Annotated in this window: 15 protein-coding genes; 12 read left to right on the top strand and 3 right to left on the bottom strand. The window is 36.6% G+C overall.

Going from position 1 to position 19,081, the window contains the following annotated elements; genetic code table 11:
* The first annotated feature begins 306 nt into the window (after nucleotides 1-306).
* Both PGC35_RS03555 and PGC35_RS03550 read left to right on the top strand, forming a co-directional pair.
* Nucleotides 307-798, top strand: a complete 492-nt coding sequence (locus tag PGC35_RS03555) for a DUF2975 domain-containing protein (protein WP_375218206.1) — start codon at nucleotides 307-309, stop codon at nucleotides 796-798.
* 10 nt (nucleotides 799-808) lie between these two features.
* On the top strand, nucleotides 809-1,030 hold the full coding sequence (locus PGC35_RS03550; protein ID WP_053590641.1) for a helix-turn-helix domain-containing protein: 222 nt from the start codon (nucleotides 809-811) through the stop codon (nucleotides 1,028-1,030).
* A gap of 288 nt (nucleotides 1,031-1,318) precedes the next feature.
* Here the strand turns inward: PGC35_RS03550 and PGC35_RS03545 are convergent, their stop codons facing one another.
* Nucleotides 1,319-2,119, bottom strand: coding sequence for a TIGR00266 family protein (locus tag PGC35_RS03545; protein ID WP_056828228.1), 801 nt, complete (start codon nucleotides 2,117-2,119; stop codon nucleotides 1,319-1,321).
* 167 nt (nucleotides 2,120-2,286) lie between these two features.
* Here PGC35_RS03545 and PGC35_RS03540 point away from each other — a divergent pair, with 167 nt between their 5' ends.
* The 4 genes from PGC35_RS03540 to PGC35_RS03525 all read left to right on the top strand — a co-directional run bounded on the left by PGC35_RS03540 (nucleotide 2,287) and on the right by PGC35_RS03525 (nucleotide 6,998).
* Nucleotides 2,287-3,765, top strand: a complete 1,479-nt coding sequence (locus tag PGC35_RS03540; protein WP_375218205.1) for an aldehyde dehydrogenase family protein — start codon at nucleotides 2,287-2,289, stop codon at nucleotides 3,763-3,765.
* 15 nt (nucleotides 3,766-3,780) lie between these two features.
* Entirely contained in the window at nucleotides 3,781-4,941 is a 1,161-nt protein-coding gene (locus PGC35_RS03535) for a saccharopine dehydrogenase family protein (protein WP_375218204.1), read from the top strand.
* On the top strand, nucleotides 4,941-6,137 hold the full coding sequence (locus PGC35_RS03530; RefSeq protein WP_375218203.1) for an acyl-CoA dehydrogenase family protein: 1,197 nt from the start codon (nucleotides 4,941-4,943) through the stop codon (nucleotides 6,135-6,137). Before PGC35_RS03535 ends, PGC35_RS03530 begins: the two co-directional genes overlap by 1 nt.
* Before the next feature lie 630 nt (nucleotides 6,138-6,767).
* Nucleotides 6,768-6,998 (top strand): hypothetical protein, encoded by a 231-nt coding sequence (locus tag PGC35_RS03525; RefSeq protein WP_056828221.1) that lies wholly within the window; start codon nucleotides 6,768-6,770, stop codon nucleotides 6,996-6,998.
* 56 nt (nucleotides 6,999-7,054) lie between these two features.
* Here PGC35_RS03525 and PGC35_RS03520 read toward each other — a convergent pair whose 3' ends face one another.
* Nucleotides 7,055-8,371: a short-chain fatty acid transporter gene (locus tag PGC35_RS03520; protein ID WP_375218202.1), complete on the bottom strand. Its 1,317-nt coding sequence runs from the start codon at nucleotides 8,369-8,371 to the stop codon at nucleotides 7,055-7,057.
* Between the two features lie 154 nt (nucleotides 8,372-8,525).
* Between PGC35_RS03520 and PGC35_RS03515 the strand changes: the two genes are divergently transcribed.
* The 3 genes from PGC35_RS03515 to PGC35_RS03505 all read left to right on the top strand — a co-directional run bounded on the left by PGC35_RS03515 (nucleotide 8,526) and on the right by PGC35_RS03505 (nucleotide 12,227).
* Complete coding sequence (locus tag PGC35_RS03515; protein ID WP_375218201.1) at nucleotides 8,526-10,631, top strand: beta-propeller domain-containing protein; 2,106 nt, start codon at nucleotides 8,526-8,528, stop codon at nucleotides 10,629-10,631.
* A gap of 382 nt (nucleotides 10,632-11,013) precedes the next feature.
* Nucleotides 11,014-11,766 carry a threonine/serine exporter family protein gene (locus tag PGC35_RS03510; RefSeq protein ID WP_375218200.1) on the top strand — a complete coding sequence of 251 codons (753 nt, stop codon included), beginning with the start codon at nucleotides 11,014-11,016 and terminating at the stop codon, nucleotides 11,764-11,766.
* Nucleotides 11,767-11,777: 11 nt separating this feature from the next.
* The gene (locus PGC35_RS03505) at nucleotides 11,778-12,227 is read left to right on the top strand and encodes a threonine/serine exporter family protein (protein ID WP_056828214.1); all 450 of its coding nucleotides are present in this window, start codon (nucleotides 11,778-11,780) and stop codon (nucleotides 12,225-12,227) included.
* Nucleotides 12,228-12,232: 5 nt separating this feature from the next.
* Here the strand turns inward: PGC35_RS03505 and PGC35_RS03500 are convergent, their stop codons facing one another.
* Nucleotides 12,233-14,275, bottom strand: a complete 2,043-nt coding sequence (locus tag PGC35_RS03500; RefSeq protein WP_375218199.1) for an EAL domain-containing protein — start codon at nucleotides 14,273-14,275, stop codon at nucleotides 12,233-12,235.
* A 175-nt stretch (nucleotides 14,276-14,450) separates the two neighbouring features.
* On the opposite strand from PGC35_RS03500, the gene PGC35_RS03495 reads away from it, so the two are divergent.
* The 3 genes from PGC35_RS03495 to PGC35_RS03485 all read left to right on the top strand — a co-directional run bounded on the left by PGC35_RS03495 (nucleotide 14,451) and on the right by PGC35_RS03485 (nucleotide 19,080).
* Nucleotides 14,451-15,377, top strand: a complete 927-nt coding sequence (locus tag PGC35_RS03495; RefSeq protein WP_053590633.1) for a DMT family transporter — start codon at nucleotides 14,451-14,453, stop codon at nucleotides 15,375-15,377.
* Between the two features lie 162 nt (nucleotides 15,378-15,539).
* A complete protein-coding gene (locus PGC35_RS03490) occupies nucleotides 15,540-17,276 on the top strand; it encodes an ABC transporter ATP-binding protein (protein ID WP_375218198.1) in 1,737 nt (578 codons plus the stop codon).
* Entirely contained in the window at nucleotides 17,257-19,080 is a 1,824-nt protein-coding gene (locus PGC35_RS03485) for an ABC transporter ATP-binding protein (RefSeq protein ID WP_375218197.1), read from the top strand. Before PGC35_RS03490 ends, PGC35_RS03485 begins: the two co-directional genes overlap by 20 nt.
* Nucleotide 19,081 lies beyond the last annotated feature (1 nt).

The raw sequence follows: 19,081 nt of genomic DNA, 5'->3' as shown, positions 1-19,081 counted from the left end.
GCTTTAGTAGATTTTACAAATTAATTAGCACATCAATACGAATATAAATTGATGGCGTTTTAACAATGGCAGGATTTATAATCGTGGTCGTTGGAGTTAGACTAAAGGATAGGCTCTATGGCACCATGGTTTTAAAATGAATTATAGAGCATTTAGCTGTAATGAGAAGTGCTTTTTATTTCGTTTAAAACAAACTGATAATTTTTATAAACAATAATAATGTAATTATAATTAATATTTTTTTGTTGTAAAACAATAAATAATGTGTTAAATTCAATTTAACAATAAATAAATGAGGTGCGTTTTATGAAACGAAGTTCAACACTCTTTTTAAAGGTAGCTGTTATTTTTATTGGCATTCCGGTTCTTGCTTTGTGTCTATTTTTGTTGCCTCAGATAGCGAATGAAGCAAATGAAGCAGCAGAACGAGGTTCAGATTTAGCTTATGTAGTATATGGCATTTTAATGGTTATGTATGTTTCGGCGATCCCGTTTTACATTGCTTTATATCAATCTTTTAACCTTTTAAGCTATATTGACAAGAACAAAGCTTTCTCGAAATTATCTGTAAGAGCTCTAAAGAAAATCAAAAACTGTGCTATCACAATCAGTGGCTTGTATGCGGTAGCCCTACCATTCGTCTTTATCCTAGCGGAGATAGATGACGCACCAGGTCTCGTACTAATCGGAATGGTGATGATTTTTGCTCCAATGGTGATTGCTGTTTTTGCGGCCGTTCTTCAAATACTTTTACAAGAAGCCATCGATATAAAATCAGAGAACGACTTAATAGTCTGAGGTGAATAACATGACAATAATAATCAATATTGATGTGATGCTGGCTAAAAGGAAAATGAGCGTAACAGAACTTTCGGAGAGGGTTGGAATAACAATGGCTAACCTTTCTATATTGAAAAATGGAAAGGCAAAAGCGATTCGACTATCCACGTTAGAAGCAATTTGTAAGGCTTTAGACTGTCAGCCGGGAGATCTTTTAGAATACAGAAGTGACGAGGACACTCTAAAATAATAGATAATAAATTTCTTTAACTAAACCAACCAAAGGTTAGTTAAATTAGATTTACCTATACCTCCTTTTTTGCAATTCCTTTAGATATTTGTAAACTCCTATTAGATAATAATTTATTTGTGGGAAGTAAATCAAAAAGACTCAGAATAACATCTGAGTCTAAACTTCTTTTTATTTTTTCCCCTGTAGCTCCATTAAACCTTTAAATATTTATATTCCATTAGTATGAAAATTACCTGTATTTTTCTACCCATCAACCGAACCCGTTACTAGAAAGGCCACTATTTATTATTTTCCGCCTAAAAGATCGAACAGTCCTCCAGCAATACTTCCTTCACCTGGTGAGCCTCCACCTGGAGTTTGAGGAGCAGCTGCAAACACTCGGCTTGCTAAACGGCTAAATGGTAAGGATTGAATCCACACTGTACCTGGTCCACGAAGTGTTGCAAAAAATAGCCCTTCGCCACCAAATAGAGCTGTTTTTACACCTTTAACCATTTCGATATTGTAATCCACTTCAGCAGTCATAGCTACTAGGCATCCAGTATCTACTCGTAAAACCTCTCCTGGCTGTAAAACTTTTTTATGGATTGTTCCGCCAGCATGAATGAATGCAAGCCCATCACCTTCAAGCTTTTGCATGATGAAACCTTCACCACCGAAGAATCCAGTTCCTAATTTTCGTTGAAACTCAATCCCTACAGAAACACCTTTTGCTGCTGCAAGAAAAGCATCTTTTTGACAAATTATTTTTCCTCTATGTTCGCTTAAATCCATTGGAATGATCTTACCTGGGTATGGAGAAGCAAAGTAAACATGTTTCTTTCCGCTGCCTGTATTCGTAAAGGTTGTCATGAATAAACTTTCACCTGTAAGCATACGTTTACCTGCACCCATTAATTTGCCCATTAGACCACCGCCGCCACCAGAGCTGGAGCCGTCACCAAAGATCGTCTCCATAGAAACGCCGTCTTCCATCATCATTAAACTGCCGGCTTCTGCAACTACTGTTTCTTGAGGGTCTAGTTCAATTTCTACAAATTGCATATCGTCTCCGTATAATTTGTAATCTATTTCGTGATTGTTCATGTTTATTTCCTCCTCATATTCAATATTTATTAATACGAATCATGTTATGAAAAGTTTCACTCTGAAAATTCTTATTTTTAGAAAAAATTAAAGGGATTCTACAAGTAATAGAGAATGTATTCTTTATGTTAGCGTTTTCATAAAAAAGGAAAAGAGGTAATAGGATTATGAAGCTCACAAACTTTTTTGATGGGAAATGGCAAGATATTGGCGAGGAAAAATATACAGCTGTTTTAAACCCAGCGAGTGGAGAACAGTTGGCGGAAGTAAGGATGTCAACAAAAGAGGATGTAGATTTAGCTATTGCGGCTGCTACGAAAGCACAAAAAAAATGGGCACTTGTACCAGCGCCAAAACGTGCAGATTATTTATATGAAATTGGTAGGCTAATGAAAGAAAAGAAAGAACATCTGGCACAGGTTCTAACGAAAGAGATGGGAAAAGTAATTGAAGAAGGCCGTGGGGAAGTACAAGAAGGAATAGACATGGCGTTTTATATGGCAGGGGAAGGTCGCCGGTTATTTGGAGAAACGACACCATCTGAGCTAGCAGATAAATTTGCGATGAGCGTGCGCGCACCAATTGGAGTAGTTGGACTGATTACACCTTGGAATTTTCCTGTAGCCATAGCTACGTGGAAGTCATTTCCAGCGATAGTAGCAGGAAATACTTTCATTTGGAAGCCTGCAACTGAAACACCAATGATGGCTTATGAAATGGCAAAAATATTTGAAGAGGCTGGTTTACCTGATGGGGTAGCAAATATAGTTTTTGGTTCTGGTTCGGAAGTTGGAACCGCAATGATTGAGCACCCGGATGTAAAAGTGATTTCCTTTACAGGTTCTACTGAAACAGGTAGTAAAGTAGCAGAGCTTGGAGGAAGGCATTTAAAGAAAGTGTCTCTTGAAATGGGTGGAAAAAATGCTGTTATTGTGATGGAAGATGCAGACTTGTCTCTTGCTGTAGAAGGGATTTTATGGAGTGCATTCGGAACAGCAGGTCAACGTTGCACTGCATGTAGTCGAGTAATCGTGCATAAAGATGTAAAGAAAGAATTAGAAGTTAAATTACTAGAGCAAATGGAAAAGTTGACAATTGGAGACGGCTTAGATGAATCAGTCAAAATTGGGCCAGTTATTAACAAGAAAGCGTTAGATAAAATTCATTCCTACATCAAAATTGGACAAGAGGAAGGGGCTAATCTTCTAGTCGGTGGAAATGTATTAGAAGAAGGGGACTTAGCAAACGGAAATTATTATGCTCCAACCCTTTTCACGGACGTTAAACCGAATATGAGAATAGCGCAAGAAGAAATTTTTGGTCCAGTTGTTTCACTTATTGAAGTAGGTTCTTTGGAAGAAGCAATAGAAGTAAATAACGGAGTGAAATTTGGGCTCTCAAGTTCTATCTTTTCTAGAGATGTAAATAAAGTCTTCCGTGCTCAGCGGGACTTAGATACGGGAATTGTTTATGTTAATGCTGGAACTACAGGAGCTGAGATTCATTTGCCGTTTGGTGGGACAAAAGGTACCGGAAATGGACACCGAGACTCAGGTGTGGCGGCATTAGATGTATATACGGAATGGAAGAGCATTTATGTAGACTTTAGTGGGAAATTGCAAAGAGCACAAATAGATACAGAATAATAGGGGGATGATTACATGAAGGTTGCTGTATTGGGAGCAGGATTAATGGGAAAAGAAGCAGCTCGGGATTTAGTGAAGAGCCCTAATGTGGAAAAGGTACTATTATGTGATTTAGATGTGGGACAAGCAACGATGTTTAAAGAAAGACTACAAAACTCGAAAATAGATGTTTTAAGATTAGATGCAAATGATGATGCGAATATACTGCAGATCATGGAAAAGGTAGATGTAGTCATTAATGCATTGTTTTATTCGTTCAATGAAAAAGTAGCTAGACTAGCAGTAGATGCTGGTGTTCATTCAATCGATCTAGGTGGCCATATTGGAGGAGCAACAGATACAGTTCTATCACTTCATGAAAAGGCAAAGCAGAAAGGGATCACACTAATCCCAGATTTAGGTGTAGCACCGGGTATGATTAATATTCTTGCTGGGTATGGAGCTAGTAAACTAGATGAAGTTTCAGGAATCCATTTATACGTGGGTGGAATACCAGTAAAACCAGAAGGGATTTTCGAGTATAATATCGTCTTTTCATTAGAAGGTGTATTTGACCATTATACTGACCCTTCCCATGTAATCCGGGATGGTAAACTGCAAGAAGTGGAATCTCTATCAGAGATAGAGCCGATATTCTTTGATGAGTATGGTGAGTTAGAGGCATTCCATACTGCAGGTGGAACTTCAACATTACCTAAATCATTTCCGAACATCGACACATTGGAATATAAAACGATACGTTACAAAGGGCATGCAGATAAGTTTAAATTGCTTGTAGATTTAGGATTAACAAATAAAAAAACCATTGTGAATGTAAACGGAAATATGGTGAAGGCTCGCGATGTCTTAAAAGAAGTATTAACACCACAATTATTACTTGGTGATAAAGAAGATGCTGTTTTATTACGTGTAATCGTTAAAGGTATAAAAGAAGGGGAAAACACAACTTTTTCATATGAATTGTCTACGAAAAAAGATAAACTTTCTGGGACAACTGCAATGGCAAGAGCAACTGCCAATACAATTTCTGTAGTAGCACAAATGATTGGGAATAATGTTATTTCTAAACGAGGCGTATACCCACCTGAATTGATCGTCCCAGGAGAATTATATATTAGAGAAATGGCAACTCGTGGGGTTGATATTGTAGAGACCGTTGTGAGAGGTGAAGAATAATGAATTTCGAATTAACGGAGGAACAAGTCCTTTTACGAAAAACAGTTCGTCAATTTGTAGATAGTGAAATCATTCCTCATATAGCCAAATGGGAAATAGAAGGTGCATTTGATAAAGGAATCTGGAAACGTCTAGCGGATCTTGGTTTAATGGGAGTTTGTGTTCCGGAGAAATACGGCGGAAGTGGAATGGATTATAATTCACTTGCGATTGTTTGCGAAGAACTAGAACGTGGTGACACGGCTTTTCGAACTGCCGTGTCGGTGCATATAGGACTAAATTCTATGACGCTTATGCAGTGGGCAACGGAAAACCAAAAACAAAAATATTTAGTTCCCCAAGCAAAGGGAGAAAAAATAGGAGCTTTTGGATTAACAGAACCAGGTGCAGGTTCAGATGTAGCGGCCATGTCGACTGTTGCAGTGCTCGATGGGGATCACTATGTCATTAATGGGCAAAAAACATGGATATCATTATGTGATGCGGCTGATCATTTTATCGTCTTTGCCTATACGGATAAATCTAAAAAGCACCACGGTATAAGTGCTTTCATCGTAGAACGAACAATGGAAGGCTTCTCCTCCAAAGCAATTAAGGGGAAATACGGTATTAAATCCGGAAATACCGGTGAACTGTTTTTTGAAAATATGCGAGTGCCGAAAGAGAATCTTTTAGGAAAAGAAGGAGAAGGGTTTAAAATTGCTATGTCTGCTCTCGATAATGGAAGGTTTACGGTAGCAGCAGGAGCAGTAGGACTTTCTTTAGCTTGTTTAGAAGCAAGTGTTAAGTACTGTCATGAAAGAGAAACTTTTGGTAAGGAAATTGGAAGACATCAGCTCGTGCAACAAATGGTGGCGAAGATGGAAGCAGGACTTCAAATGAGCCGATTACTCGTTTACCGTGTAGGAGAGTTAAAAAACAAAGGTGTTCGTAATACACGTGAAACGTCACTTGCAAAATGGCAAGCATGCGACTTTGCAAATAAAGCTGCAGATGATGCTGTCCAAATTCATGGTGCTTATGGGTATTCAGATGAATATCCAGTAGCGAGATATTTACGTAATTCCAAAGCACCTGTAATTTATGAAGGAACACGTGAAATCCATACCATTATGCAAGCGGAATATGTACTTGGCTACCGAGAAGATAAAACACTCTCTCATATGCTACCAAAATGGCCATTCGAAGAAGAGTGATAGGACACTGAAAAAGTCTATAGAATTTGACTTTACTAAATAAAGTTGCCCGATAAATAAGAAAATCGTTGAAACGGCTCCCTTTCCTCGGGCGTTGCCTTAGCCTCCTCGCTGCGCTGCGGGGTCTTCGGCTAACGCTAGTCCCGTAGGAGTGTCGCCTTTTTCAACGATTTTCTATAAACTTGTCGTTCACATACTGTTATGAAATCTCATTGAGGACTTTTCAGTGCCTTCGAAGAGTGAGATGGAAACTACTGTAAAACTAGATACTATAAAAAAAGGTTTTCTTGACTTGATCAAGAAAACCTTTTTTTATAAATGAGGCTGTATTGCGGATGTACCAGGATGTGCGAGCGACAAAGGAGCGACTCATCCTACGTAGGCTCATGCGTAGCATGCGGCAAGCGAACATCTGTGTTCTACTCTCTAAGTTGCTCTATTAAGTGTTTCAATAATTATTCATTATGAATAAATAAAATGTTCTTCATTTCTCTTAGCTGGTTAGTGCTATATCCTTTTGCATCTTATTAAATAAAAAGGATCAATCAGCATTTTTATTATAGTCTTAAAAGTAAAAGGAATAGTTCAACTTCATCAACATCATATTATCTTTAAAGGAGAGATGATTTGATGACTCGAAAAAGTGATAACAAACATGTCGAAGCAACTCCACATTTCGATGGAGAAAAGGAAAATATATATAATGATCCGACAGCAACTGCTGGAACGAAAATCGGTATCCAAGTTAATGCAAGAGAGGAATTTGCACAGGAAAGAAATCCTTTTAATTACCTCCCAAAAAGGGACAGAGATATGGAAGAATTCGAAAAATTGACTAGAGGAAATAAAATAGAAGAATAAAACAAAAAGACCCCTTTCTGAACTTTGATAGGGGTCGTTATTGCTAAAAATGGTCTTTAAAAAAAGTAAAGTCCAACACTAATAACTATTCCGCTTAATAACAGGACAAAGACACAATAGCCCATTATATCCTTCGCTTTTAATCCAGCAATTGCTAATGCAGGTAATGCCCAGAATGGTTGGATCATATTAGTCCAAGCATCACCCCAAGCAATTGCCATAGCTGTTTTAGCGTAGCTTAAATCCAATGCTGAGGCAGCATCTAACATAATAGGTGCTTGAACAGCCCATTGACCACCACCTGAAGGGATAAAAAAGTTAACAATACCAGCGGCGTAAAAAGTAAAAAGATAGAAAGTATGTTCATTTGAAATATTGATAAAAGCATTGGATACAACCCCTGCTAACCCGGAGGCTACCATCATACCCATAATCCCTGCATAAAAAGGGAATTGAATGACGATATCTCCAACTGTCTTAGCCGCGTTTTTCACGGCAATTAAAAACCGCTTAGGTGTACCGTGACAAATAATACCTAGTGTTACGAATATTAGGTTGACGATGTTTAAGTTTAAATCAAAGCCTTTAGTAATGAAATGTTGTACTAAATATACAAGCCCAAGTAAGCCAATTAAAATCGATATAATATAACTACTTTCTAATCGGGAAGCAGGAGTTTTTGTTAATGGCTCTTTATTCTCTATTACTTCCTCCTCGAGAAGAGTTGGATCAATTGAAAAGGTCTCTTCTTTGCTAGGCATCATCCATCTATTTAATAATGGAACTGAAATTAACAGTACTACTACAATAACTAAGTTATAGGTTGTAAATAAAGTTTCAGTTGTAGGAATAACACCCATTTTCTCTGCAAACGGATGACCTTCTGTTGCTATAGACAGAGGGATTGATCCTGCTAACCCACCATGCCAAATGATAAATCCAGAGTAAGCACTCGCGATAAGTAAACGATAGTCCACATTTTTTACTTTACGTGCAATCTCTTTTGCGAATAAAGCCCCAATAACTAATCCAAAACCCCAATTAATCCAACAACCTATTAAGGAAACTACAGATACTAGAATTATTGCGGAACCAGGTGTTTTAGCGCTGCTCGCCATGGTACTTAGTAACTTTTTGAACACTGGACTACTAGCTAGAACATGTCCAGCTAATAAAACGACAACCATTTGCATAGTAAAAGATAGTAATCCCCAAAAACCATCACCCCAATAAGATACCATCTCTAATGGGGTAGTATCTGTTAAAGTTATCCCCAATAAAAATACTAATAAAGTTAATATTGCTACAAAAATGTATGGATCGGGTAAATACCTCTCCATTAATGCATTTGAAAACCTAGTAAGTGTTTTCACAACATTCCCTCCTTTGTAAAATATTATGTTGCAAATATAATAATAGACTAATAACAGTAAATTCTCTACATTCAAAAAATATAACGGAAAAAGTGAAACGAATTACATAAAAGGAAGTCTAATGGTTTAACAAAGGAAAAGAGAGGGAGATCATATGAAGAAGTGGATTATGTCGATAATTGGTACGGCATTAATTGTTGGATTGGTCATAGTATTTTTTTCAGCTAGAACGTCCGTGAGTGCTCAGGATGTTGTATTATCCAACCAGCCATTTATCGTTACTTTGTCTTCGGCAGTTAGTGAGGATGCATTCAAAAAAGGGGAAATGTATGTAACTGACCAACAAGGGAAAAAAGTAAATGCAAAGCATAGTGTATCTAATAATGGGAAGGTAGTTGTAATAACCGGCTTAAAAGAAGGTACCTATAGCTTATATGTAAAAAATAAGTTTATGAAAACGAAATTTCCTTTCACGGTGTACAAAGAACTTCAATCCGTAAAATCAAAGGAAGAACTAAAAGCTTATTTTGAGCTAGCGAAAAAAACTCAAGGGTATGAAGAAGTCACAATTATGGAAGACACTATGGAGACAGAATCGAAAGAATCTTCCAGTGCTCAAGGAGGAGATTATTCTACTACAAATAACCAGGTAGATGGTGTAGATGAAGCTGATATGGTAAAAACAAATGGTTCCCATGTTTTTTCGATTAGTGAAAATAATGTAATCATAGTAAATGTAAAAGATCCCAAGAAAATGAGAGAAGAAACGAAAATCCGCTTTACGAATGATTTTTATCCTTCTCAACTATTATTGTCTAATGATACGTTAATAATCATTGGGCAAAAGAATGTGTTTCGCACACTAGAATCAGACAGTAAACAAAATATTGATAGAATTGGAATGCCAATGGATTCCATGACGAGTGTGTATTTCTATGATATTACAAACCCTGCATCACCTAAACTGTCTAGGGAGATTGCCACAGAAGGATATATGAATGGCGCACGTTTAACAAATAATACCCTGTATTATGTAACAACTGTCTATCCAAAGTTTTGGATGATGGAAGAGAATGAGGATATAGAGCTACGTCCAAGCGTATATGATTCCAAGACAGATAAAGAACCGAAACCTATGAACTATGATGACATTGCGATTCTTCCTAGTTCCATGCAAGCAAATTATAGTATTATATCAGCAATCAATGTAGAAAACTTACAAGATAATACCGTTATGACAAAGGGGTACCTTGGAGGAAGTGAACAGTTATATATGTCCAAGGAAAATTTATATTTAACTTCAACAATTTTTGAATCAACAAATTCCAATTCTAAAAAATTTATATGGAATCCAGGTAAAATGGATACGGAAGTATTTAAATTTGCTCTTCACGAAACATCCGCTCAATTTATTGCATCAAGTCGTTTGACGGGTACGATATTGAATCAGTTTTCCATGGATGAACATGATGGATATTTCAGAGCTGTAACAACGAAAGGGAGTAGCTGGGATGAAAATGAACCTTCCGAAAACAATCTTTTCATTTTAGATAAAGGGATGAAAATAGTTGGGTCCTTAACGGGTCTAGCAAAAGATGAGCGTATTTATTCTGCAAGGTTCATGGGTGATAAAGCATATATGGTGACTTTCAAGCAAACAGATCCGCTATTTGTCATCGATGTTGCAACACCAACTGCACCGAAAGTTTTAGGAGAATTAAAAATTCCTGGCTTTAGTAATTATTTGCATCCATTAGACGAAAATCACCTAATAGGATTTGGATATGAAACAAAGATTGTCCCACAACAGGGCTCTAAAGAACCTCTTATTATGACAGAGGGCATGAAAGTGTCTTTGTTTGATGTAAGTAATTTATCAAATCCTAAAGAAGTGGATACCGAAGTTATTGGAGGGCAAGGAACTTTCTCACCTATTCAATACGATCATCATGCTTTGTTCCAACATCGTGAAAAAAATCTATATGGTTTTCCAATTACTATTTATGAGCAAGGCGTTGGTCAAGAGTATGCTCAGTTTAAGCAAGACGGAGCTTTAATTTATGAAATAACTCCAGAAAAAGGGATTGTAATGAAAGGAAATTTATTAAATCCCCACAATCCTTCTCAGCTCTATGAAAATTGGGAAAGTAGTATTCAACGAATGTTGTATGCTGAGAATTCTTTGTACACGATAGCAGTAAGGGAAATCACAAGCTATAACTTAAATAAATTTGAGAAAATAGGAAAATTGAAATACTAGCATAAAGGATGAAGGCAACCGCTAAGGTTGACTTCATCCTTTTTTTCGGTCTGTTCACGACATTGTACAAAGCCCTAAAGATTTTGAGAATAAATGAATTTCCGCTATCCTTTTAGTACGAACAAATGTCTGCAACAGCACTTAAGGAAAAGCTTCCTACTACGGATAAAAATATAATTCGGGGAATCGGTCGAAATACCCGCAAAGCGATAAACGAGGGTATATGAACGGCTTATTTTGAGGAAGCTTGAAGTATTATATGAAGGATTATTATTGCATAAATATTATATTAGAATTTATCGATGAATATATGATAAAGTAATAAACTGGATTGTTTTTATGTTCATCGTTCGATAAGATTATCGTAAATAGAGGAAGGACGGTGTTTCGATTGAGACCTGATTATGATTTAGCAGTAGAGTGTTGTATTCTTGCAGGTCGATTAATGATGGAAAGTGGAGCGGAAACTTACCGTGCAGAGGATACCATGGATCGCATGGCTCAGTCGCAACAATTAACCGAATCGCAAAGCTTTGTGACGCCAACAGGCATTCTTTTCAGCGGAAACAGAGCTATTCCAACTCGATTAGCAAGAATTAGTAATAGAACAACAGATTTAGAAAAAATTGCACTCGTTAATGCTGTCTCCAGAAATTTAGCCAATAAAGTAATTACTTTGGATGAAGCGTATTTAGAATTAAAAAAAATAGAAGAAGAACATAAAAAGTATCCCTTTTGGATACAAATAATCGCGGCGTCCATAGCATCGGGGGCTTTTCTCTTACTCTTCGGTGCAAATCCTACTGATATACCGTTAGCCATGTTAGCAGGAGGAATAGGATACACCGTATCTGAAACGCTACAGGTAAAAACAAAGGTTAAGTTTTTTGCAGAATTATTAGCTGCATTAATAATTAGCATAATAGCTATTGCTTCAGTTGAATATGGTCTTGGAAGGGATATAGATAAAATTATTATAGGTTCTGTAATGCCGCTTGTTCCTGGACTGCTCATTACAAATGCTATTCGTGATTTAATGGCAGGACATTTTATGTCTGGATTATCAAAAGGAGCGGAAGCATTTCTTACTGCATTTGCAATAGGGGCAGGAGTTGCAATTGTATTGTCATTCTAAGGAGGAAGGCCATGTCTTATTTATTGCAGGGAATACTAAGCTTTATTGCAGCAACAGCATTTGGAATAGTTTTTAATGCTCCCAAAAATTCACTTTTTTATTGTGGCTTAGTTGGAATGACAGGATGGCTAATTTACTCGTATATAAATGAATTAAGTAATGATCCAGTCAAATCCTCATTTGCTGGTGCATTTACAATAGCTTTTGTCGCACATCTAATGGCCAAACACTTTAAAATGCCAATGATTATTTTTAGTGTTGCAGGAATCATCCCATTGGTTCCAGGGGGAGTTGCGTATAACGCAATGCGACATATTGTGGAGCAGGATTACGCTGTTGCTATTGAGTATGCATCACATGCTTTAATGATTTCAGGAGCGATTGCAGTAGGTTTAGTATTTGCAGAGATAATTACAAAGCTGCTATTAAAAACGAAAAAACAACCAAAATTAAAACCGTGAAAAACTTATATGTTTTTCACGGTTTTTGCTTCTTTGTTTAACAAATTTTCCACTTCTTTAGTAGAAATCGGACGACTTATATAATACCCTTGTAAAGCATCACAGCCTATTTGTTCTAATTGGCTATATTGTTCTGCTGATTCTACTCCTTCTGCGACTACTCGTAGACTCAAGGAGTGTCCAAATTGAATTAGTCCTTGCACAAGCTGTTGGAGCTTTTCTTGTTGTAAAAGTGAACCGATAAATGATTTATCGATTTTCAGTTGGCTGATTGGCAGAAGTTGCAAGTATCGCAGCGATGCATAGCCAGTTCCGAAATCATCCAGTACGAATGTCACACCATCTTGCTGGAGCGTTTGCATTTGTTGGATAATAGATTTTTCTGCTTCTGCTTCTAATGCAAATTTCTCAGTAAATTCTATTTGTAATGCTTCAGGTGGGCAATCATACTTCTCCAACACTTTTCGGATGGTTTTCACCATATTTTTGTCTCGGAATTCTCTTATAGAAGAATTGAAGCTAACCTTTATTGGAAATCCTTTATTGTGCCAAATCGCTGCTTGTTCGCAACATTTTTCAAGCATAAAGGTACCAATTTCATTTATTAGACCAGTTTCTTCAGCAATTGGAATAAGTTCCTCAGGCGAAATTACTCCAAGTACTTCATCTTCCCATCGAACAAGAGCTTCGACAGCGGTTATTTTTCCTGACTCCAAATCTTTTTGTGGGAGGTACATTACATGCAAATCTCGATGATTTAATGCTTCTAGAAGACGTTTCTCAATTTGTATTGTTCGACTTAGTTTATTATGTTCAGATTGAGAAAGACTGGCTATCATTCCACCGCCTTCTTGCTTAACTTTTTGGATTGTTGTATTGGAAGCTTTTATTAAATGTAAGTAAGAATGCTGGGCTTCTGGGTATTTTGTAATTGCCCCACTTATTGTAATAGGAATGACTTTATTATTTAAATAAATAGGGTTTTGTCTAAGATAATTCGTAAATCCTTGGATATACCAATCACTTAAAGGAGTAATCAGTGCAAATTCATCTCTTCCGACACGAGCGATCGTAGTGTCTTCAAAATATACTTTTAATCTTTTCGCAAACTCAATTAATAGTTTGGATTCGGTTTGATCATTGAAAATTTCTCTTAATGTATAAAATTGATCAATTGTAATAAAAACAAATGAAAAATGTCTCTTCTCTTCTATATATTCTGTTACAATATCCTCTAAGCGGTGTCTACTCATAAGTCCAGTTTCTGTATCTACATATGCAATTTTCTCTAAACGAGACTGGAATAATTTTTTTTCAGTAATTTCCTCTTCCAATAATAAATAGTAGAGGGTATTATTTTGGGTATCTCTTACTGGGATAGCAAGCAATTCAACCCAATAATTAATTCCATCTTTTGTTATTTTTTCGATGGTGCCTTGGAAACTCTCTCCTTTTCGGAGTAATTTCATAATGTTAGTGGCAACCAATTGATGTTCGGAAGTGTCAGGAAACATTTGCCAAAATGATTTTCCTAAAATACGTTTTGGCGTCCAATTACTTTTCTTTAAAAATTGAGAATTTGCATTAGTAATTAAACCTTCTTTGTCTAAGTAAACAACCATATAGGAATCGGATAAGCTTTTTTTAATTGCTTGTAATTCTAAAAAAGAAGCTTCTTCGGATTTAGGTAAATGATCAAGATCTATTAAAAATATAACAAACGAATGATGGTCTATAGTAAAGGATTTTGCCACAATAGAAGCAATAGAATTTTCACCGTTTTCATGATATAGCAGAATAGAATCAAAGCGAACAGGATCTTCATTGTGTGAATAAGTATGATACATATCAGAAAAAGATTCTTTTACACTACTGTCAAGTAAAGGTGGGTTTTCTACCTTTACATCATCATGACTAAAACCAAAATGTCTTTCAGCTTCTCTGCTCCACCAAATTATGTTACCTTCTTTATCTGTAAGAAAGGCTGGGTAAGGTATATTATTGAAAATAGAGCTGCTTGAATCTAATGTTGCTTCAATCGAATACATCTTTTCAACCCCTTTCATAGTAATCTATTTTGTTTATTTATAATTATATAGAATATAGGTAAATTAGTCATTACTCTAGAACAAAATAATCATATTGTAAAAAATACTAGTTAAATAGTCCTTTCGAAATATTTGGTACATAAAACAACAACGTTAAAAATGAGGTGAGAAGAAAGTGAATCGCTGGAAAGGTATACTATTAATAGTTAGTGGTTCTATGCTTTGGGGCGCAACAGGTCCGATGATGGAGTGGGTATTCAACAATAGCAGGTTGTCTGTTCCTTTTTTCCTAACTATAAGATTAACTGTAGCAGGTTTTTTTCTTCTATTATTTATGCGATTGAGTGGTAAACAAATTTTTGCCATTTGGAAAGAGCCTAGCTGGTGGAGGCAATTAATTATATTCGGTATTTTTGGAATGCTAGGTGTCCAGTACACGTTCGTAGCAGCAATTGATGCTAGTAATGCATCTATAGCAACATTACTGCAATTTTTAGGACCTATTTATATTATTCTATTTGTTTCTTGGAAAAGTAAAATGTTCCCACCAAAATATCAGGTAGTCGGTATAATCGGCACACTCATTGGACTTTTCTATTTGTTGACCAATGCTGAAGTGAACAATTTATTAATAAGTACCGAAGCTTTACTTTGGGGGTTAAGTGTAGGTCTTACTTTTGCGTTTTATACGGTGTATCCAGCAAGACTCATGAAGGAATGGGGAGTACTGATTGTTGTCGGATGGGGAATGTTAATCGGGGGTGTATTGCTAGGGACAATCACTCAATTATGGCGTTCAGATGAATGGGTTTTTCTAGCGGAATCTCCATTCAATTGGATGATTGTTTTTATTATCTTAATCGGTACAGTTGCATTTGTTCTATTTCTATCCAGTATGAAATACATAACTGCAGTAGAAACAAGTATTCTTTCTAGCTTAGAGCCTTTGACGGCCATGATTATTTCTGTCATATGGTTTGGACAAATACTAGGAGCGTGGCAATACTTTGGAGTAGTAGTGATGCTTGTTTTTGTTACATGGCTCTCGGTTGCAGGAGAAATTAAGTGGAAAAAGAAAGTAACGGAAGGGATTGAAAGTTAAACATTTCTACTAACCTACCGGTCAATTATTAAAATAATGAGAATAATCTGAGATGACTTGAATTTTAAGTCATCTTTTTCTATCTGTTCTTGATTGATTATGGCATAATAGGTCATACCGATAATTAATTCGTGTAACGAAGAATCTAGGGGTGTATGAAACATGAAGACAGTTTTATCTTATTTATCTCCATATAAGTGGCTTGTAGCTACTGCTTTGTTCTTTATGCTGACTGAACTATCCGTAGAGCTAATTCAACCATTATTAATAGCAACTATTATTGATGATGGAATATTAGCAAGAGATCAACAAACAATCATTTTTTGGGGAAGCATTATGCTTGCTCTGTCTTTCATTGCATTTTTGGCAGGGATTATTAATACATACATCGCTTCTCATGCAGTGCAAAGCTATGGATATGACATCCGGCAAGCGCTATTTAAAAAGATTCAATCGTTTACGATGGCAACCTTTTTAAAATTTCCTACTTCCAGTTTAATTACACGATTAACAACAGATGTGACCATTACGCAAAACTTAATCTTTATGGGACTTCGCATCATGTTAAGAGCTCCCTTACTTGTTATTGGAAGTATTATTATGTCCTTTGTAGTTCATCCTTATTTAGCGCTATATTTAGTAATTGGTGCTCCTTTTCTAGTCGTGTTCTTATATTGGATGAGTAGAAGGGGATTAAAGCTTTTTGGAAAAGTGCAAAGAAGTGTAGACCGTGTGACTAGTAAAATCCAAGAGAATTTGCAGGCAGTACGTTTAATAAAGGCATATTTACGTGGTAATTTCGAAGCCACTCGATTTGCCAAAGTAGCAGATAGTCTCAAAATAGATAATATAACTGCCTTTCGCATAATGGAGTTAATCTTACCAGTCCTTCTGTTTGTGATGAATGTAAGTTTAATGGCAGTTCTATGGTTTGGTGCAAAGGAAATACAAGTCGGAAATGCCCAGATGGGTGAAGTGGTTGCGATCGTGAACTATGCAACGCGTATGACTGGTGCTTTTTCCATGTTTGCCTTTATCATCATTTTCTTCTCGCGTGCTAAGGCATCGTCCGAGCGTATGGAAGAAGTGCTATTAGTGAAGGAAGGAATAGAAGAAATTGAGACAGATACTCCTGATTCTCTCCCTGGAATAGGGGAAATTGAATTTAATCATGTATCATTTCACTATCCTACAACAGATGTTCCCGTTTTAAAGGATGTATCTTTTACTGTCAGACCTGGATCAAAACTAGCAATTATGGGGGCAACCGGTTCTGGAAAGTCAACTCTGTTAAATTTAATTCCCCGCTTTTTTGATGTGTCAAAAGGAGAAATTTTAATTAATGGAGTAGATGTAAAGGAATGGCCATTAAAGGAGCTTCGCCAGGTAATAGGGCTTGTCCCACAGCAATCGATTTTATTTACCGGGAGTATTGAAGAAAATTTAGGTTGGGGAGACTCTACAGCAACGGAGGAGTTATTAAGAGAGGCGGCAAAGCAAGCTCAAATTCATCATTCGATTGAGCAATTCCCCGATCAATATGATACGAGAGTTGGTCAAAAGGGAGTGAATCTTTCTGGGGGACAAAAGCAAAGACTTTCGATTGCACGTGCTTTAGTTCGAAAACCAGAAATTCTATTGTTAGATGATAGCACAAGTGCATTAGACGTATCGACAGAAAATGCTTTATGGGAAGCATTAGAGGATGAAAAAGCCACTATGCTAGTGATTACTCAAAAAATTAGGACTGCTAAAGGTGCAGACCAAATACTATTATTAGAAGAAGGAAAAGTTTCAGCATATGGTTCCCATGATGAGTTGATGGAGAGCTCATCTCTATATAGAGAAATAGCAGAATCACAGCAGGAGGGAGACAATTATGTTGAACTTCATTCGTAAGCCTTTTGGTTATGAACCTATAGTAACTAAGGAAGATTTGAAGAAAAGCAATAAGAAGAAAGTAGAGAAAGCATCCGACTGGAAAGGTGTACTCTCACGTATATGGAAATTAGTTGATGAACAGCGATTCTTATTAATAATCGTGCTTGTATTGGTAGTTGCAAGCTCCGCTTTAGCATTACTAGGTCCTTATTTGATTGGTGTCATAATAGATGAATACTTAACTAAAAGTAATTTTGCAGGTCTCGCAAAGATAATTGGAATTCTTGTCATTGTATATGTTTTTTTATCGATCACGATGTACTTGCAAAGTTATTGGATGATTGGAATCTCTCAACAAACGATTTATCGAATGCGAACTGGCCTATTTAATAAGCTACAAAAATTACCGGTATCATTTTTTGACAGAAGACAGCATGGCGAGCTAATGAGCCGAATGACAAATGATATTGAAAATGTGAGCCAAACGTTGAATTCTTCCTTCATCCAGGTGTTCTCAAGTATATTAACACTAGTAGGCACTGCCGCTGTCATGCTTTTTTTAAGCCCTTTACTTACAGTAATCACGTTAACAATTGTTCCATTTATGTATTTTGCAATGAGATGGATTACGAGACGAACATCTAAATTGTTTAAAGAGCAGCAGCAAGCGGTCGGCGAATTAAATGGAATGATTGAAGAGACTATTTCTGGTCAACGAATCGTCAAGGCATTCTCACAAGAAAGTCGTATGCTAGAAGAATTTTCAGTGAAAAGCGATCGATTGAAAAGAACTGGATTTTGGGCACTTACATACTCGGGTTTTATTCCAAAAGTGATGAACCTATTAAATAATGTAAGCTTTACACTTGTAGCCGCAGCAGGTGGTGTCTTAGCATATTATAACTATGTGACGATTGGCGAAATTGTTATCTTTACGGAGTATGCTCGTCAATTTACTCGACCTTTAAATGATTTAGCCAATCAATTTAATACGGTTCTTTCTGCTATTGCTGGGGCGGAACGCGTTTTTACAATTATGGATGAACCGGAAGAATTAGATGCTGCTGTAGATAATAAGGACTATAAACTAATGGGAAATGTCACTTTCGAGGATGTAACGTTTCGATACAACCAAGAGGAAGAAAAACCAACTATTCAGCATGTGTCTTTCCATGTAGAAGCAGGGAAAACTGCTGCCTTAGTTGGTGCAACTGGTGCTGGTAAAACTACTATAATGCAGCTTCTAGCACGTTTTTATGAAGTGAATGATGGGCGGATATTGATTGATGGGATTCCTATGAATCAATTACCTAGACATACATTACGTAGCCAAACAGCATTTGTATTACAGGATCCTTTTCTTTTTGAGATGTCGGTAAAAGAAAATATTCGGTACGGCAAATTAAATGCAACAGATGAAGAAGTAATAAATGCAGCAAAAGAAGCTAATGCACATGACTTTGTTATGAAGCTGCCAAATGGATATGATACGATATTAACGGCCGATGGTGGAGAGATTAGCCAGGGACAAAAACAACTATTATCGATCGCACGAGCATTAGTAGCGGATCCGGCCTTACTTTTATTAGACGAAGCAACTTCTAGTATTGACACAGTCACGGAACTAAAGATCCAAGAAGCGCTCGAGCGGTTAATGGAAGGTAGAACGAGCTTTGTTATTGCCCATCGATTAAATACAGTTAGAAAAGCTGACCTTGTATTCGTAATGGAAGGTGGAGAGCTAGTAGAAGCTGGAGGTCAAGAAGATCTATTAAAACAAAAAGGTCGCTATTACAATATGTTGACCAATGCGAAAATTTAAG

Origin of the sequence: Psychrobacillus sp. PGGUH221 (assembly GCF_042055255.1) — a bacterium.
Taxonomy (GTDB): domain Bacteria; phylum Bacillota; class Bacilli; order Bacillales_A; family Planococcaceae; genus Psychrobacillus.
Note: the sequence above shows the minus strand (reverse complement) of the source record. Positions and strands in the feature narration are given on the sequence as shown.

Excerpts from the sequence above, each read along its gene's own strand:
- PGC35_RS03555 (WP_375218206.1), top strand. The coding sequence starts at position 307 with ATGAAACGAAGTTCAACACTCTTTTTAAAGGTAGCTGTTATTTTTATT.
- PGC35_RS03550 (WP_053590641.1), top strand. The coding sequence starts at position 809 with ATGACAATAATAATCAATATTGATGTGATGCTGGCTAAAAGGAAAATG.
- PGC35_RS03545 (WP_056828228.1), bottom strand. The coding sequence starts at position 2,119 with ATGAACAATCACGAAATAGATTACAAATTATACGGAGACGATATGCAA.
- PGC35_RS03540 (WP_375218205.1), top strand. The coding sequence starts at position 2,287 with ATGAAGCTCACAAACTTTTTTGATGGGAAATGGCAAGATATTGGCGAG.
- PGC35_RS03535 (WP_375218204.1), top strand. The coding sequence starts at position 3,781 with ATGAAGGTTGCTGTATTGGGAGCAGGATTAATGGGAAAAGAAGCAGCT.
- PGC35_RS03530 (WP_375218203.1), top strand. The coding sequence starts at position 4,941 with ATGAATTTCGAATTAACGGAGGAACAAGTCCTTTTACGAAAAACAGTT.
- PGC35_RS03525 (WP_056828221.1), top strand. The coding sequence starts at position 6,768 with ATGACTCGAAAAAGTGATAACAAACATGTCGAAGCAACTCCACATTTC.
- PGC35_RS03515 (WP_375218201.1), top strand. The coding sequence starts at position 8,526 with ATGAAGAAGTGGATTATGTCGATAATTGGTACGGCATTAATTGTTGGA.
- PGC35_RS03505 (WP_056828214.1), top strand. The coding sequence starts at position 11,778 with ATGTCTTATTTATTGCAGGGAATACTAAGCTTTATTGCAGCAACAGCA.
- PGC35_RS03500 (WP_375218199.1), bottom strand. The coding sequence starts at position 14,275 with ATGTATTCGATTGAAGCAACATTAGATTCAAGCAGCTCTATTTTCAAT.
- PGC35_RS03490 (WP_375218198.1), top strand. The coding sequence starts at position 15,540 with ATGAAGACAGTTTTATCTTATTTATCTCCATATAAGTGGCTTGTAGCT.
- PGC35_RS03485 (WP_375218197.1), top strand. The coding sequence starts at position 17,257 with ATGTTGAACTTCATTCGTAAGCCTTTTGGTTATGAACCTATAGTAACT.